We start from the raw sequence: 14,929 nt of genomic DNA, 5'->3' as shown, positions 1-14,929 counted from the left end.
CGCCCCTGTAGCGAGAGGTCCTAAGATCCCCCCCTTTCCTCCGTAGAGCGTATGCGGTATTAATCCGGCTTTCGCCGGGCTATCCCCCACTACAGGACACGTTCCGATGTATTACTCACCCGTTCGCCACTCGCCACCAGGGTTGCCCCCGTGCTGCCGTTCGACTTGCATGTGTAAGGCATGCCGCCAGCGTTCAATCTGAGCCAGGATCAAACTCTTCAGTTCAAACCTGTTACTGTTTTTCGGTTCTGTTACGAACCGGTCGCTCACTCAACGTACTGACGAATGATCATCCTGCCGGCGTGTTTCCACCCCAGCAGGAAAACCTTCCTTTAATACTAGTGTGAGACTTGATACTTTCGCTTCCAGCAGACCCCGAAGAGTCCACCGCGCGTCGCGCATCAAGCGCCCACACTTATCGGCTGTTAATTTTTAAAGATCGATTACGCATTCACCACCAAAACCGCACCGCGCACTGCAGGCATCAACCGCCCGCCTCACAACTACCGGTACCGCTTCGTTCTGCGTCGCTGCATCAGCAGCAGAGAAACGAGATTATGAAGAACTTTCGCTACGTCGTCAACAGGTTTTTCTAACTCCCTCAACCCGCTCACTTCGCTGAAAGCCTTGCCACTGCTGGCTCTCCCGCCTCCCGTGCCCCGGTGTCCGAAGCACGAAAGAGCGAGATTCTAGCGAGCCGAACCGCGCCTTGCAAGCGTTATTTTGATACGCATGGATTGCGCCAGAAATGGCGCGAAGAGGGCTCAACACGTGGCACAACAAGCACGCCCGAAGAACAGCCGAAAACCGCCTCGTTCAGGCGGCCGCGCGCTTCTGCATCACGCGCTCGACTATGCCTAGATAATGATCGAGGCCCGGTGTCGCACGGTTCTCTTCTTTTGCGCGATCGTCCCATCTGCGCAGGCGCAATGCGTCTTCCGCGTAGGGCTTCTGCAGGAACGCCTCAGCCTCTTCCTTGCTGAAGATACCGCCTTGCAGTTCCAGGCTCCGCACGGAATCGGCGGAAAGCTGACCGAAGTACGCATCGTCGATTGCACATAGGCAGCGCTTGGCGTCGACGTGCAGGCGGATCGGCTCCAACACCGCGTCCGACAATACCGGCCGCAAGAACGGCAGCGCGAAATACTGATGCAGATCGTCGATGCCCCGCTCCGTCGGTGTTTCGCCTTGCAGATTCAGCAGATGGCCGAGGTCGTGCAGAAACGCAGCGGCAACGAGTTCATCGTGAGCGCCCGCCTCTTCCGCCAACGCGCCGCTTTGCAGCGCATGTTCAAGCTGCGTCACCGGCTCGCCGCTATAGGCGAGGTTACCGTACTGCCCAAATAACGAACGAATGTCGTTCAGACTCAATGCCACGCTCTTACTCCCACGGTAATGAAAAGGTCTTCAGGTTGGTGAAGCTCTTCATTGCTTCCTGAACGCCTTCCTTGTAGCCAAGCCCGGAATCCTTGATGCCGCCGAACGGCGTCAGCTCGATCCGGTATCCCGGCACTTCCCATACGTTGACCGTCCCGACGCGCAATTCGTTGATAAACCGAGTGATCGCGTCCTGCCGGTTCGTGCACACCCCGGACGACAACCCGAACGGCGTGCCGTTACTGATACGGATGGCGTCGTCGAGCGTGTCGAAGGTAATGATCGGCGACACCGGGCCGAACGTTTCTTCGCGTACCAGCGTCATCGACGGATCGACGCCATCCAGCACCGTCGGCGAGTAAAGCGCGCCGTCGCGCTTGTTGCCGATCCGCAGGCGCGCGCCGGCCGCGATCGCCTCGTTCACACGCGCTTCGAATAACTGCGCAGCGGCGACGTCGATCACGGTGCCCATCTGATTCGATGCGTCGAACGGATCGCCGTAGGTCCATGTGCGCGTCTTCTCCACGACCAGATCGGTAAAGTCCGCCGCAATGCTCTTCTGCACCAGCATCCGCTTGACTGCGGTACACCGCTGGCCGGAGTTCTTATACGAGCCCTGCACGGCAAGCGTCGCCGCACGATCGAGATCGGCGTCTTCGAGCACGATCAGCGGATCATTGCCGCCCAGTTCCAGCACGATGCGCCGGTAGGCCGCCTTCGCCGCGATATATTTGCCGATCGCCACACCACCCGTGAAAGTCACAAGCTCCGCCAGAGGATGCGTGATCAGTTCGTCCGCGATTTCGCGCGGATCGCCGGTCAGCACCTGCAGCATCGGCGTCGGCAAACCCGCTTCATAAAGAATGTCCGCCAGATACAACGCCGACAAAGGCACTTTCTCCGACGGCTTGAGCACCACACGATTGTTCGTCGCGATCGCCGGCGCAATCTTGTGCGCGACCTGGTTCATCGGATGGTTGAACGGCGTAATCGCCACGATCACGCCCGCCAGCGGCTCACGCTGCGAAAACACACGACGCTGCTTGCCATGCGGCGTGAGATCGCAGGAAAAACTCTGCCCGTCGTCGCGCAAGGCCTCGATCGAGGCGAACTTGAATACATCGGCGACGCGGCCGATCTCGTAGCGCGAATCCTGCTTCGACAAACCCGACTCGAGCGAAATCAGATCCGAAGCTTCCTCGGTCCGCTCCCGCAGCAGTGCCGCAGCGCGTTCGAGAATCTGCGAGCGCTCATAGCGTGTGAGCTTCGCCTGATACGCGGCGGCATATTCGAACGCGGCGCGCACGTCGTCGATGTTTGCCAACGGGACCGTGCCCACCCGCGTCCCCGTGAAAGGATCGAACACGTCGAGCGTGCGCGAGCGCGTCGCACGCTCGCCTTTGAGCCGCAGCGCTTCCGCTCGAAATGCCGGATGGTCCCGCAGCACGGCGTTCATGATGCCGACACGTGATTCAATGCGACGTCGAAGATATCGAAGTTGCGCAGCCTCTTGCCGGCGGGAACAGCGTCGACGCGGCGATTGAACAGCAGCGGCACTTCCTGCTCGGAGATCCCGCCATGCGAGCGCAACGGCACGGTCAGTCCGGACAGATCGTGTTCATCGCGACGCGTGCCGAGCACCACATGCTTGGTACTGACCACGACGATGTCGCCCACGCGGTCGTTCGGCAGCTCGAAGCGCTCGCATGCGGCGCGATTGTCGAGGACCACTTCGATGCCCTGCAAACCGCCGATCCGTTCGATCACCTGCGCGACGCTCACATCGTGCGGCAGATAAACCGTCGCGAACGAACCGAGCGCGCCATGGTGAACGACATAGGGGTCGGTGATCGGCAGAATCACGCGCGCTTTCCCATGCCCGAGCCAATCGTCCAGCACGTCCTGCAGATAGATCACATTCGGCTCGCCGGTCTTCGGGTCATGCTTGGCGTTCATGCCGTGGTCGGCGGTCAAGCCGATCACCCAGCCCAGCGCATCGAGCCTGGCGAGGTAGCCATCCATCATCGCGTAGAAGGCGTTCGCGCCTTCGGTGCCCGGCGCCCATTTGTGCTGGATGTAATCGGTGGTCGACAGATACATCAGGTCAAGCTTGCGGGTTTCAGCAAGCCGCACGCCGGCGGCGAACACGAACTCAGACAAACCCGCGCTGTACACATCCGGCACCGGCAGGCCGACCAGATCGAGGACGTCGTCGATGCCGTTTTCTTCGCGCGTCACCTTGTCGGCTTTTTCCGCCGAAAAGCAAATGCCCTTCAATTGCCAGCCGAGCAGCCGGCGCAGTTTGTCTTTCGCGGTGACCACGGCGACCGCGGCGCCTGCTTCAGCAGTGGCCGCCAGCAAGGTCCCCGCACGCAGATAGGCCGGGTCGTTCATCATCACTTCCGCGCCTTCGCCGCCGTTCGCGTCCGGGTCCCAGAAGTAGTTACCGCAGATACCGTGCACCGAGGGCGGCACACCGCACACGATCGAGAGATTATTCGGGTTGGTGAACGACGGAATCACGCAGTCGCCCTTGAAGGCCGCACCGCTTTCGAGCATCTTGCCGATGAAAGGCGCGACGCCCGCCGCGACCGCGGCTTCGAGGTAATCGTATTCACAGCCGTCGACGCATACCACGACCGTCGGTTGCGCGGGCAGCCGGTAGCTGCGGCCATTGACTTCAATCGTACGTTCGCTTGCGTTTGCCATCGTTATCTTCCATGCGTTAAGAGCACGCGTGCTCTAGTCAATCCGTTGCAGCCAATCTCAATCATTCGATACCGCCGACATCTGCACCGCGCCCAGCGGCCCCGCCGGTTCGCACGCCTCACGCGCGCGCTGCAGACCGCCGTTCACATGCGCATGCATCAACGCCGCAGCATGTTCGGCGTCGCGCGAGGCCAGCGCCGTCAGAATCGCGCGATGCTCGGCGAGCGAGCGTTCCATCGCATCGGCATGCACCACCAGCGCGGCGCGGCGAAACAGGCTCAACTCACTCACCAGCCTTCGATAGGTCTCATACAGTTTGCCGTTGCCCGATGCCGCCACGATCGCGTCGTGAAACGCCACATTGGCGCGCGCGTAGGCATCGTGATCCTGGGCGTCGAGCGCCGCGCGCATCGCGTCGAGCCACTCGCGCAACACGGCAAGCTTGCGCGCATCGATACACGCAGCCAGCATCCGGCACGCCGCCTCTTCGAGCACTGCACGCACCGCGTAAATCTCGTCCGCTTCCGCCAGCGACACCGTCCGCACGAACACGCCGCGGTTTTTCTCCGTGCGCACGAGGCCCGCTTGTTCCAGCGCGCGAAACGCCTCGCGCACCGGCCCGCGCGATACCTGCAGACGCGCGGCCCAGTCGGCTTCGTTGAGTTTGTCGCCGGGCGCGAGCGCCCCTTCGATGATGTGCCGTTCGATTTCGTCGCGGACCAGCGTTGTCAGCGAATGCCTGCGCACAACCTCAATCGGATCGACAGAAGCAATTTGCATATACTCGGTCATTTTGACAAATTTCGCCACATCGATATGTGTTTGCGCGCCCGCCGCTTGGCATGCGCACGCAAACACAGCAATCAGAAGGTGCTCGTCAGTGCACCCGACGGCGCGGGACACGCGCCGCAATCAGCAGCAGCGCGGCAAGCGAGACCATCAGCAGAATCAGCGACAACGCGGACGCCGGCAGGTAGTAACCGCGCTCCACTTGTCCGACCACAACGATCGGCACCGTCGCAAAGCCCGGCGGATACACGGTGAGCGTGGCGCCGAGTTCGCCGAGCGAGAGCGCGAAACCGAGTGCGAGGCTCGCGCGGATCGCCGGCACCAGTTGCGGCAGCACGACGCGGCGCAGCACCATCGACGGCGGCGCACCCAGACTCGCTGCCGCTTCGCGCAGAATGGTCAATTCCGGACGCAACGCAGCGGCCGCGCAGCGGTAGCAGAACGGCAGCACCAATGCGAGCTGCACGAACACGACGATCGCCGCCGAGCTCGACAGGTCGAACGGACGCTTGTGGTACGCGATCAGCACGGCCAGCCCGAGCACCACGCTCGGCACGCCGTTGGGCATCATCGCGATGGTGTCGACGAACGCGCCGAGTCCGCGCCGGTCGCGTCCTTCGAGCGCCAATGCCAGCCACAACCCAAGAATCGTGCCGAGCACGGCGACGCCCATGCCGACCTCGAGGCTGGTGGTCAGCGCGTCGAAGTCGCTGGAACCCAGCCGTTCGAACCAGCGCATGCTGAGACTATCCGGCAGAATCGTGCCCGACCAGTGCCCGGCCACGCTCGATAGCGCGACCACCAGCACCGGCAAGACGAACAGCCAGAAGCACAGCAACGCGGCAAAGCCGAGAAACAGGCCGCCGAGCATGCGCACCGGCAAACTGCGGCGCACCGGCCGCGCCTTCTTGTGCATGACCGGCAAAACGGTCGGGTCGAGTTCAACGGCCATGGCCCGCTCCTTTTACCTTGCGACGGTTGACCTGGCGGTACAACGCGTACAGCGACAAAGACATGATCAGCATCACGACCGCGCCAGCGGCGGCGGTCTGCAGATCGAGGTCGACCGTCGCGGAGCTGTAGATCGCGACCGGCAGCGTGATCAGATGCGCGCTGCCGAGCACGAGCAGAATGCCGAACTCGTTCAACGTCAGCAGAAAACACAGGATCGTGCCTGCGGCGATGCCTGGCCACGCGAGCGGCAGGATCACCTTGAACGCAACCATCCAGCCGCTCGCGCCGAGACTGCGGGCGGCTTCGATCAAACGCATGTCGAGCGTGGCGAACGACGCCAGCGTAGGACGCACGACGAACGGCGCGTAGAAGACCACTTCCGCGAGAATCACGCCGCCCACGCCGAACAGGAAATTGAGCGGCGGCGCTTCGAGATGAAACAGCTGCTGCAAACCAATGCTGACCGAACCTTGCGAGCCATACAGAAAGATCAGCGTGAAGGCGACCAGAAACGACGGGAACGCGACGAACAGCTCCAGGAAACGCGTGACCATGCGCGCGCCGGGAAACGGCTTGAAGAACAATAGCGCCGCGAGGCCAATGCCGAGCAGCGATGCGAGCCCGGCGCTCACAAACAGAATCCACAGCGTCGTGCCGACCACGCCGCGCGTTTCCGGATTGCCGAAAAATGCCGAATAGGCCTGGAGACTCAAACCGTGCGGGCCGGTGAAACTCAGCAGCACCAGACGCACGAGCGGATAGATCACCAGCGGACCCAGCACGACCACCGCAAGGAAAAGCAGGTGCCATTGCGCCGCGCGTTCGCGCCGCTTCACCGCCGCCGTGTGCGAGGCCGCACTGGCGCTACGGTGAGCATCGGCCGCGCTCATCGAATCAGGCGTATCAGGGGTTGATAAGGACGACATCGTCAGCCTCATAACGCAGGGAAACACGCGCGCCCTTCTCCGGCATCATGCCGTGGCCACGCTGCATGGTGACGAGCACCGGCTCGTTAGGCATCGCGTCCAAAGCGACCGACACCGACAGCACCGCGCCGTACCATTCGACCGACGCAATCGCGCCATGCAACTGCCCTTCACCGAGCGGCACGATACGCAGCGCTTCCGGACGCAGACAGGCCACCCGCTCGCGTTCGTTGTAGCGCACGTCGTCCATGCTGAATGCGACCTGCGGCGGCAACAGATTGGCCGCACCCAGATAGCGCGCGACGAAACTGTCGTTCGGCGTGTCGTACAACTGCTGCGGCGTGCCGAGTTGGGCGATGCGGCCTTCGCGCATCAGCAAGGTGCGGTCGGACAGCACCAGCGCGTCGTCCTGATCGTGCGTCACGCAGACGATCGTCAGATTCGGCAGGCGCTCGTGCAGCGCCTTCAGTTCGGAACGCACCGAGGCGCGCAGATTGGCATCGAGTGCGGAAAGCGGTTCGTCGAGCAACAACACATCGGGCTCGATCACGAGTGCGCGCGCGAGAGCCACACGCTGCTGCATGCCGCCCGACAATTGCGCGGGCATGTGATGCCCGGCGTCGCCCAGTTGCACGAGCTTCAAGGCATCGGCAACACGCCGCGCGACATCCTTCGCCGGCGTGCGACGCGCGCGCAACCCGAAAGCCACGTTGTCGAACACCGACAGATGCGGGAACAGCGCATAGCTCTGGAACAGCAAGCCGAGATTGCGCTTATGCGGGGGTACATGCGTCAGGTCGTGACCGGCAACGGTCAAGGTGCCCGACAGTCCATCCGCTTCAATGAACCCGGCGATGAAGCGCAACAGCGTGGTCTTGCCGCAACCGCTGCGGCCGAGCACGGTGAGCAATTCGCCGCGCTGAATGGTCAGCGACAGATCGTCGAGTACGGTGCGGGAACCGAAGCGCACCGTCAGATGGTCGATCTGCACGCCGCCCGGCGTGTTCGAACGCGCGGCGTCGAGCGCGTCCGGTGAGGCGCCGAGCGCGCCTGGGTGAGCAAGACTGGCCGTATTCACCGGGTTCATCCTCCAACTGGATTAATGCTGATACGGCGCCCCGCGCGAATGCAAGGGGCGCCGCCTGACTCAATGACGAACTGGCCGGCTTACTTCGGCTTGACGACTTCGAGCTGCTTGCCCGACGAACCGATCACGTCGCTCTTCCAGCGTGCCGTCCAGTCAGCCTTCTTCGCCATCACTTGCGTCCAGTCCACCGGGATCAGCTTCACGCCCGCGATCGCCTGCTTGACTGCTTCACCGTTCTTGCCGGCGAGCGGCACGTCGGTGCGGCCCGGGATACCAAAGATGTCCGGCACCTTGGCTTGCACGTCGGTCGACATCAGGTAGTCGATCAGCTTCTTGCCTTCTGCCTGGTTCGGACCGTTCTTGATCAGGCCGATCGCGTACGGCAACTGGAAGGTGGTCGGCTTATCGCCGGCCTTGGCCGCGAGGAAGATCGGCTTGAGCGACAGACCGCCGTTGGCCGCATCGTCCAGATCCATCTGCAGGTCGCCGTTGGCGAAGGCGATTTCGTTACGCGAGAGCAGCACGTCGAGGTAGCCCGTGCCCTTGGTGTGGAACTTGGCGCTCTCTTCGAGCTTCTTCAGATAGTCGAACGCCTTGTCTTCACCCATCAGCGACGTAGTCAGGATGATCACGGCCATACCGTCGCCAGCCGTGGCCGGGTTCGAGTAGGCGACCTTGCCGGTGTAGTCCGGGTGCAGCAGATCGGCGAACGTCTTCGGCTGGTTCTTGGTGACGTCCGGGTTGATCGCGAACGAGAAGTAGTTGTTCACGAAGGTCGCCCATGCACCGTTCGGCGCCTTGGCGATCGCCGGCACGTTCTTGTAGTTGGCGCTCTGATATGCCTGCAGCAGGCCGCTCTGATCGGCTTGCTGGATGAACGGCGGCAACGTGACGATCACGTCGGCCTTCGGCTGATCTTTCTCGATGGTGGCGCGGTTCACCACTTCGCCGCTACCTGCCGTGACGATGTTGACCTTCACACCTTCCTTCTTTTCGAAGGCCGGCAGCACATCCTTATAGAGGTTTTCGAGGCCATCGGCGGTGTACAGCACCACTGCGTCAGCCGCATGGGCCTGCATCGCCGTGCCGCCGAACGCTGCCGCGGCGATCAGCGCCGGCAACAGTTTGCGTGCAAGGCCAGCCGTGGCGTGAAGGGAATTCGTTTTTGTCATGTCGCTCTCTCCGAAAGGCAAAAAACCAGACGGTCGGGATAACCCGATACCTGTTGTGATTGAACGGCGGTAGCGCCGTGCCGCTTGCGTGTTGCCCGCAGCCAGTCGTCGTGCAGTTTCACCCAGATTGCAGATTGCCGACAACTTTGCCGCTTCTTCTCCAGCCTGACTTACAGCTCACCTACGCGTCGCGCTGCCTGCCATGCCTGAACGGGCACGACAAGGATTACAGGTTTCCATGACAACGCCATGACTATTCTGGCGAATTCCAAAAAATGACACAATTCGCCAATAATATCCAAACCAATCTTTTCGTCACCCTGCCCGGGCCACGAACATTCATCTGATGACGCAGGCTTGCGTGATCCTTGGAAACGACCCAATCCTGCTGCCCCCCCGGGCCACTCTCCACCTCGCCGCAAACCGGCGAGGCAATGCTGCGCGACCGGGGTTCGTGGGACACCGCGTTCAACCGCGTGACCCATAGCGTGTGCGCCGATCTCGTGAAGATCGTACATGGCGAAAATGACTATGTATGCGTGCCGCTTCAAGGCAGCGGCACCTTTACGGTCTGCCGGTTACGTGCTGTATCCGGGCAAGCTCACGCAAGTGGAAACGTTCCGCGTGGGTTGCATCGGCGCGATCGATGCGAACGAACTGCATAACGCGGTGGCGGCGATAGACCGTACGCTGAAACGGCTCGGGATTCGCGTGAAGTGACGGGGATGCCGCGGGGCAACCGTGGCGCACAGGGTACGCGAGGCGCGCGCTTATCCGCTCGGGTGCCCAGCGTCTTGGGTGCTCGGTGCTCGGTGCTCGGTGCTCGGTGCTTGGGTGCTTGGGCGCCAAGGTGCTCGGACGCCTAGCTGCCCAACTGCTCACGCGCCCAGTTGCTCAGGCAATCAGAATTTCCGGCCCGTGCGCCGTGATCGCCTTGCCGAGCGCCTTCTCCGGCGCCAGTTCGGTGACCAGATAACGCGCCGATTCGATGCCGTTGATGCGCACCGGCGTCACGCGGCCGAACTTTGAGTGGTCGGCGACGACCACCACCGTGTCGGCTGCGGCGATCATGCGGCTGCGCACTTCGGCGGCCATACGGCTGTAGTCGGTCAGGTAGCCGTCCGGCGAAATGCCGCCCGCGCCGATGAAGGCGAAGTCCGCGTGGTACTGCGTCAGCTGATGGACCGTGTCGAGGCCGAAGGTGGCGTCTTCGATATCCGATAGTTCGCCGCCGAGCAGCGTCACGCGGTTATCGTTGCGGCGCCCGAGCAGCAGCGCGATACGCCAGTCGTTCGTATAGACCGACAGGCGATGCCGGTCGAGCAACGCCCGCGCTACCGCTTGCGTGGTGCTGCCCGAATCGATGATCAACGAGGCGCCGTCCGGCACGAACTCGGCCGCGCGTTCGCCGATTGCCCGCTTGGCGCCGGCGTTGGCGGCTTCGCGCGTATCGAGGTCGGGCTCGCGCCGGTCGCTCGACAGCGCACCGCCGTGGGTCGTGACAAGCAGACCGCGCCCGGCCAGCGCATTCAGATCTCGGCGGATCGTCTCGCGCGACACATTCAGTTCGCGCACCAGTTCAGCGACCGAGAGCGCGCCAGTTTTGGCGACTTGCGCCAGGATATATTGGTGACGTTGTTCTGCGAGCATCTGTTGAGGGCCGGAAGCCGGCACGCTTGGGTTTCGCCACGAGTGAAAGGTCGGCGTATTGTATTACGCGCGGCGCGGGGATGCGCCTCCTGGCGCGCTTACCTGCTAACCTGAGTGCCCTGGCCGCGCCGACGCCTGTCGATGCCGCATAGTCTGTCAACCGAACTGCCGATGCCGCCACTGTTTCGCCGTTTACTGTTGCTGTTCCACGCCTTGCGTTACGGCGCGCGCCTGATCTGGCTTGCCGCCCCGTCCGACCACAAACTGCACTGGATGATCGAGCTGGTCGGCCGCGTGCATGCGTCCGAGCGCGGTGGCGAGCGCCTGCAGGGCGTGCTGCCCGCGCTCGGACCGCTCGCGAGTCGCTTCGCGCAGACCCTGATTGAACGGCCCGAACTCGCGACCAGCGCCCTGCACGATGCCATCGACGCGATCGATCACCTCGAAGCCCCTCTGCCGCCGCAGGAATCCGAACAGGCTTTGGCACGCGCATTCGGCCGGCCGCTCGCCACGATCTTCAGCGCGGTCGATCTGGTGCCGGTGCGCGGCGGCTTTGCCGAACAGACACACTTCGCGCGGCTCATCGTGCCGGTCGACGGCCATAGCGAAGTGGCCATCAAGCTGGTGCGCGCCGAACAGTTGCAACAGATCGGCGATGAACTCGCGCTTCTACGCTGGGTTGCGCGCTGGCTGGAGAAGCTGTCCGGTTCTGCCCGCCGCCTGCAACTGCGTACGCTGGCCCAGACCTTCACCGACGATATCCTGCGCCGCTTCGATCTACGCGCCGAAGCCGCCAATCTGAGCCAGACCGGCCATCATTTCGACGGCGACGCACGCATTGTCGTGCCGGACGTGATCTGGGACCTGTGCACCAACCACACGCTGACGATGCAACGCGTCAGCACCTTGGCCGCAAGCGACCTGCCCGGCCTGCATGCGCATCACATCAAGCTCGCGCCGCTGGCTGTGCATATCGTCGAGGTGGTGACTGAGCAGGCGTTCGAGCACGGCTTCTTTCACGCGACGCTCGACGCACGCCGGGTACGCGTGAGCGTCGAACCGGACACGCTGGGACGCCTCGTGCTGGCGGAATTTTCGATCATGTCGAGTCTGTCGACCGGCGAGCGCGAATTCTTCGTGCACGGCGCAACCGCGCTGTTCGACCGGGACTACGGCCGGCTTGCCGAACTGCATCGCGACGCCGGGCATGTGCCGCACGACACGCGCACGGAGGTGCTCGAAGCCGAGTTGCGTACACGCGCCGAAGCGCACTTCGCGGCCGAGCCGGAAGACCGGTCGGCAGGTTCGCTATTTCATCATCTGCTGCACGCGGTGCATCCGTTCGACGGCGCCGTGCCCGGCCGGCTCGCCACCGCGCAGCGCTCGTTCCAGCAGGCGGAGATGCTGGCCCGCGCGCTGCATCCGGGCGTCGATACGTGGAATGTCGCACGCAGCGTGCTGGCGGGGATTGCGCGGCGCGACATGGATCACCGCGGCTGGATCAAACGCATCTCGCGCGAGTTGCCGCATTTGGCGCATATGCTGCCGCGCCTCCCGCAACTGACCGTGCGCTACCTGCAGCATGAGCACGATCGCGCCCGCACGCCGCAGCAGAATGCACAGCTGTTGCAGGATATCAGCCGTGAATATCGGCGTACGCGTGTGCTGCTGTGGGCGTGCGCCGTGTGCGGTGGAGTGATCGGCGCGGGGACGGTGCTGCTGATGTGGTAATGCGGTGAATACGCCGACGTTGTGACGCGGGCGTGGTGATGCCGGCGTTGTGACGCGGGCGTGGTGATGTCGGCGTTGTGGTGTCGACGTTGTGATGTCGGCGTTGTGATGCTGGCGTGGTGATGTCGGCGTTGTGATGTCGGCGTTGTGATGCTGGCGTTATGCCGTCGAAGAGGCTGCGAGAGAATATCCTGACCATCCGCCTTTAGCACTCACCCGCGATTGCAGCTTCGAACAAGACGCATTTTGCGTGTCCCGGCAAGATGGCCGCTTTTCACGTCACCCGTCTCCAATGCTCGCTTCCTCAATCGCCGCCGTATTCGTCGTGTTGTGGTCGACCGGTTTCGTGGTCGCCCGGGCGATCACACCTTATGCCGATCCCAATCTGTTTCTGCTTGCGCGCTTCGGCGGCACCGCGCTGATATTCACGCTTGCCGCACTCGCCACACGCGCCGCGTGGCCGACCGGCCGCGATCTCGGCAAGCACCTGCTCGCAGGCGCACTACTGCAAGGCGTCTATCTCGGCGCCGGCTACTGGGCCGTCGCGCAGGGCTTGAGCGCCGGGGTGATGGCCTTGCTCGGCGCGCTGCAACCGCTCGCCACTGCTGCCGTCGCGGCGCCACTGTTTGGCGAGCGTCTGTCGCGGCGCGGCTGGACCGGCATGGCGCTCGGCCTGGCCGGCGTCGTGCTGGTCCTCGAACCGAAACTCGCCGCGGCCGCGCCGGCCACCCCGCATGGCGACGCGCCGCCGTGGCTGGTCGTGTTCATTTCGATCGTCGCGGTCGGCGCGATCACCGCGGGCACGCTGTTTCAGAAGACTTCGCTGGCGAAGGCCGATATCCGCAGCGCAAGTGCGGTGCAGAATTTCGGCGCGGCGGTGGTTGCGGCGATTCTTGCGCTGGCGCTCGGCGAGCATCGCTGGATTACATCGGCCACTTTGTGGGGGTCGCTTGCGTGGGGAATCGTGATGCTGTCCGGGATCAGCGTCACTTTACTGGTGTGGATGGTCAGACGCGGCGATGCTGCGCGCGCCACCGCGTTGTTGTTTCTCGCGCCGCCGCTCGCCGCGCTCGAAGGGTATGTCGGCTTCGGCGAAACACTGCTGCCCGTGCAGATCGCTGGATTCGCGGTGGCGCTGGTGGGCGTGCTGCTGGCGCGGTCGTGAGGGTTTAATCGGCGCACACTGGCCTGCGTCGTTCAACGCGCGTTAGTCGCATGTTCAGCACACGTTCGTCACGCGTGCTGGGCGGTATGGTCACGCGAACGTTGCCAGTTCGCAATCCGCTCAGCACGCTCGCCCGCCTGTCACCCGCGGATCAATCCGCCGTGTCGGCACCGGCCGGCACTTTTGCGCGCACCTTGCTGCCCGGGGCCGGGGCCCAGGCCGGGCGGCTCTTGCGCTCCGAATCCACCACGACAATGTAGCGCCCCGCCCATGGGGTCACCTGGCGATCACTTTTCAACACCCACAGCGATTTGCCAGACTCGACGAGCGTTGCATATTCTGCGTCGAGAATGCCGTAATGGTCGATAAATGCATTGAGCGACGCGGGAATCCGCACGCAGCCCTTCGAATGGCGAATACCGAGCAGCGGCTCAAGCCGGTCCGGGTCGGTGGCGTGCATCTGGAAACGCATCTGCGACATGCCGCCCTTGCCCCAACCCCGTTCACCCTGAGCCCAGCCCAGGTCGAAGATCCGCATGTCGCGCTTGCCGTAGCCGCGGATGTGGTTCTCGTTTAGCGTGCCTTCGGAGCGGAAATCCATGTTGGACGGCGTATGTTCGAACACGCCGAGCGGTGTGATGAAGTGGTCGTACTCGCCAGGCCGGCCCGTTGAAACCGGCGACGCGCCGATCATCTGCCAGCTATCGGCCGGGGTTGCCCGGAAATAGATGAACAGCGTCTGAACGTTGGCGTTGCGATCCACCATCACAACATACTCGCCCGACAGATTGCCGAGCATGTGCTCGCCCAGCGCCTTTTCCATGCGGTCGGCATAGGCATGCTGCTCGGCGGCCGGCACTTTCAGCCGACGCGTCACGTCCTGCGCGAACACATCCCGCAGCAGAAACGCGCGACGCGGGTCAACCACGCCGGCCGCGTCGGGCGCGGCAACGGCCGACGCGTCGACGGCGCGCGCCGGGTGCTTCGCCACCATGGATTCCGGCGCCCGGGCGGACGCAGTGCCTGAAGCTGAAGCCGAGGTCGAAGCTGAAGCCGAAGCCGCGCCCGATGCCGCAATAGCGACGCCGCATGACATTGCGAAAAAGACGGCCCCCAACGCGCGCGTCAGATAGCGAACTGTACGAACAGCGTGCGCGGAACACGGCGCAGCGAGTAAATCCGACATGCACACCACTTCGCCTCGACCATCTACCGACGCGGAAGTACTGCGGTCCGGTGCAAGCTGGCCAGGCCGATTGGGGTAGTTCATCGCGTATTTGAGCAAACCTGATTATTATTGACTGCTCGCCGGCTCATGCGGCGCTCGGAACGAGGATGTTACTAAGCACATTGGCATCTGTCGATGAAG

The 14,929-nt window shown here is 63.3% G+C and carries 12 protein-coding genes, 1 rRNA gene and 1 pseudogene; 3 read left to right on the top strand and 11 right to left on the bottom strand.

What is annotated here, in order from left to right:
• From HHL24_RS29965 to phnS, 9 genes are all read right to left on the bottom strand, one after another.
• Positions 1 to 225 (bottom strand): 16S ribosomal RNA (locus tag HHL24_RS29965); the annotation flags it as partial.
• A gap of 591 nt (positions 226 to 816) precedes the next feature.
• Positions 817 to 1,377, bottom strand: coding sequence for a phosphonate degradation HD-domain oxygenase (locus HHL24_RS29960; protein WP_169488945.1), 561 nt, complete (start codon positions 1,375 to 1,377; stop codon positions 817 to 819).
• A 4-nt stretch (positions 1,378 to 1,381) separates the two neighbouring features.
• Positions 1,382 to 2,833, bottom strand: a complete 1,452-nt coding sequence (phnY, locus tag HHL24_RS29955; RefSeq protein ID WP_169488944.1) for a phosphonoacetaldehyde dehydrogenase — start codon at positions 2,831 to 2,833, stop codon at positions 1,382 to 1,384.
• Positions 2,830 to 4,086 carry a phosphonoacetate hydrolase gene (gene phnA / locus HHL24_RS29950; RefSeq protein ID WP_169488943.1) on the bottom strand — a complete coding sequence of 419 codons (1,257 nt, stop codon included), beginning with the start codon at positions 4,084 to 4,086 and terminating at the stop codon, positions 2,830 to 2,832. Before phnA ends, phnY begins: the two co-directional genes overlap by 4 nt.
• Positions 4,087 to 4,143: 57 nt before the next feature.
• Entirely contained in the window at positions 4,144 to 4,878 is a 735-nt protein-coding gene (locus HHL24_RS29945) for a phosphonate utilization associated transcriptional regulator (RefSeq protein ID WP_169488942.1), read from the bottom strand.
• 85 nt (positions 4,879 to 4,963) lie between these two features.
• Positions 4,964 to 5,827 carry a 2-aminoethylphosphonate ABC transport system, membrane component PhnV gene (phnV, locus tag HHL24_RS29940; protein WP_169488941.1) on the bottom strand — a complete coding sequence of 288 codons (864 nt, stop codon included), beginning with the start codon at positions 5,825 to 5,827 and terminating at the stop codon, positions 4,964 to 4,966.
• Positions 5,817 to 6,755 carry a 2-aminoethylphosphonate ABC transporter permease subunit gene (locus HHL24_RS29935; RefSeq protein ID WP_169488940.1) on the bottom strand — a complete coding sequence of 313 codons (939 nt, stop codon included), beginning with the start codon at positions 6,753 to 6,755 and terminating at the stop codon, positions 5,817 to 5,819. The genes phnV and HHL24_RS29935 overlap by 11 nt, the downstream gene beginning before the upstream one ends.
• Complete coding sequence (phnT, locus tag HHL24_RS29930) at positions 6,733 to 7,833, bottom strand: 2-aminoethylphosphonate ABC transport system ATP-binding subunit PhnT (RefSeq protein WP_169488960.1); 1,101 nt, start codon at positions 7,831 to 7,833, stop codon at positions 6,733 to 6,735. Before phnT ends, HHL24_RS29935 begins: the two co-directional genes overlap by 23 nt.
• A gap of 89 nt (positions 7,834 to 7,922) precedes the next feature.
• Positions 7,923 to 9,014 carry a 2-aminoethylphosphonate ABC transporter substrate-binding protein gene (gene phnS, locus HHL24_RS29925; protein ID WP_169488939.1) on the bottom strand — a complete coding sequence of 364 codons (1,092 nt, stop codon included), beginning with the start codon at positions 9,012 to 9,014 and terminating at the stop codon, positions 7,923 to 7,925.
• A gap of 346 nt (positions 9,015 to 9,360) precedes the next feature.
• Here phnS and HHL24_RS45145 point away from each other — a divergent pair.
• Positions 9,361 to 9,722, top strand: a pseudogene (locus tag HHL24_RS45145) (2-aminoethylphosphonate--pyruvate transaminase); the annotation flags it as partial.
• A gap of 186 nt (positions 9,723 to 9,908) precedes the next feature.
• On the opposite strand, the gene HHL24_RS29910 reads toward HHL24_RS45145, so the two are convergent.
• The gene (locus tag HHL24_RS29910; RefSeq protein WP_169488938.1) at positions 9,909 to 10,664 is read right to left on the bottom strand and encodes a DeoR/GlpR family DNA-binding transcription regulator; all 756 of its coding nucleotides are present in this window, start codon (positions 10,662 to 10,664) and stop codon (positions 9,909 to 9,911) included.
• A gap of 171 nt (positions 10,665 to 10,835) precedes the next feature.
• Here HHL24_RS29910 and HHL24_RS29905 point away from each other — a divergent pair, with 171 nt between their 5' ends.
• The gene (locus tag HHL24_RS29905) at positions 10,836 to 12,395 is read left to right on the top strand and encodes an ABC1 kinase family protein (RefSeq protein ID WP_169488937.1); all 1,560 of its coding nucleotides are present in this window, start codon (positions 10,836 to 10,838) and stop codon (positions 12,393 to 12,395) included.
• Between the two features lie 292 nt (positions 12,396 to 12,687).
• Entirely contained in the window at positions 12,688 to 13,560 is an 873-nt protein-coding gene (locus tag HHL24_RS29900; RefSeq protein ID WP_169488936.1) for a DMT family transporter, read from the top strand.
• A 151-nt stretch (positions 13,561 to 13,711) separates the two neighbouring features.
• Here the strand turns inward: HHL24_RS29900 and HHL24_RS29895 are convergent, their stop codons facing one another.
• On the bottom strand, positions 13,712 to 14,656 hold the full coding sequence (locus HHL24_RS29895) for a L,D-transpeptidase (protein ID WP_169488959.1): 945 nt from the start codon (positions 14,654 to 14,656) through the stop codon (positions 13,712 to 13,714).
• Positions 14,657 to 14,929: the final 273 nt, after the last annotated feature.

It is taken from the genome of Paraburkholderia polaris (genome assembly GCF_012927345.1).
GTDB lineage: Bacteria > Pseudomonadota > Gammaproteobacteria > Burkholderiales > Burkholderiaceae > Paraburkholderia > Paraburkholderia polaris.
The sequence above is the reverse complement of the archived record's forward strand: the minus strand, read 5'-3'. Positions and strand labels throughout refer to the sequence as shown.

Bases quoted from the DNA above. Each gene is read 5' to 3' on its own strand.
- phnV (WP_169488941.1), bottom strand. From the start codon at position 5,827: ATGGCCGTTGAACTCGACCCGACCGTTTTGCCGGTCATGCACAAGAAG.
- phnA (WP_169488943.1), bottom strand. From the start codon at position 4,086: ATGGCAAACGCAAGCGAACGTACGATTGAAGTCAATGGCCGCAGCTAC.
- phnY (WP_169488944.1), bottom strand. From the start codon at position 2,833: ATGAACGCCGTGCTGCGGGACCATCCGGCATTTCGAGCGGAAGCGCTG.
- HHL24_RS29895 (WP_169488959.1), bottom strand. From the start codon at position 14,656: ATGTCATGCGGCGTCGCTATTGCGGCATCGGGCGCGGCTTCGGCTTCA.
- HHL24_RS29910 (WP_169488938.1), bottom strand. From the start codon at position 10,664: ATGCTCGCAGAACAACGTCACCAATATATCCTGGCGCAAGTCGCCAAA.
- HHL24_RS29900 (WP_169488936.1), top strand. From the start codon at position 12,688: ATGCTCGCTTCCTCAATCGCCGCCGTATTCGTCGTGTTGTGGTCGACC.
- HHL24_RS29905 (WP_169488937.1), top strand. From the start codon at position 10,836: ATGCCGCCACTGTTTCGCCGTTTACTGTTGCTGTTCCACGCCTTGCGT.
- HHL24_RS29935 (WP_169488940.1), bottom strand. From the start codon at position 6,755: ATGTCGTCCTTATCAACCCCTGATACGCCTGATTCGATGAGCGCGGCC.
- phnS (WP_169488939.1), bottom strand. From the start codon at position 9,014: ATGACAAAAACGAATTCCCTTCACGCCACGGCTGGCCTTGCACGCAAA.
- HHL24_RS29945 (WP_169488942.1), bottom strand. From the start codon at position 4,878: ATGACCGAGTATATGCAAATTGCTTCTGTCGATCCGATTGAGGTTGTG.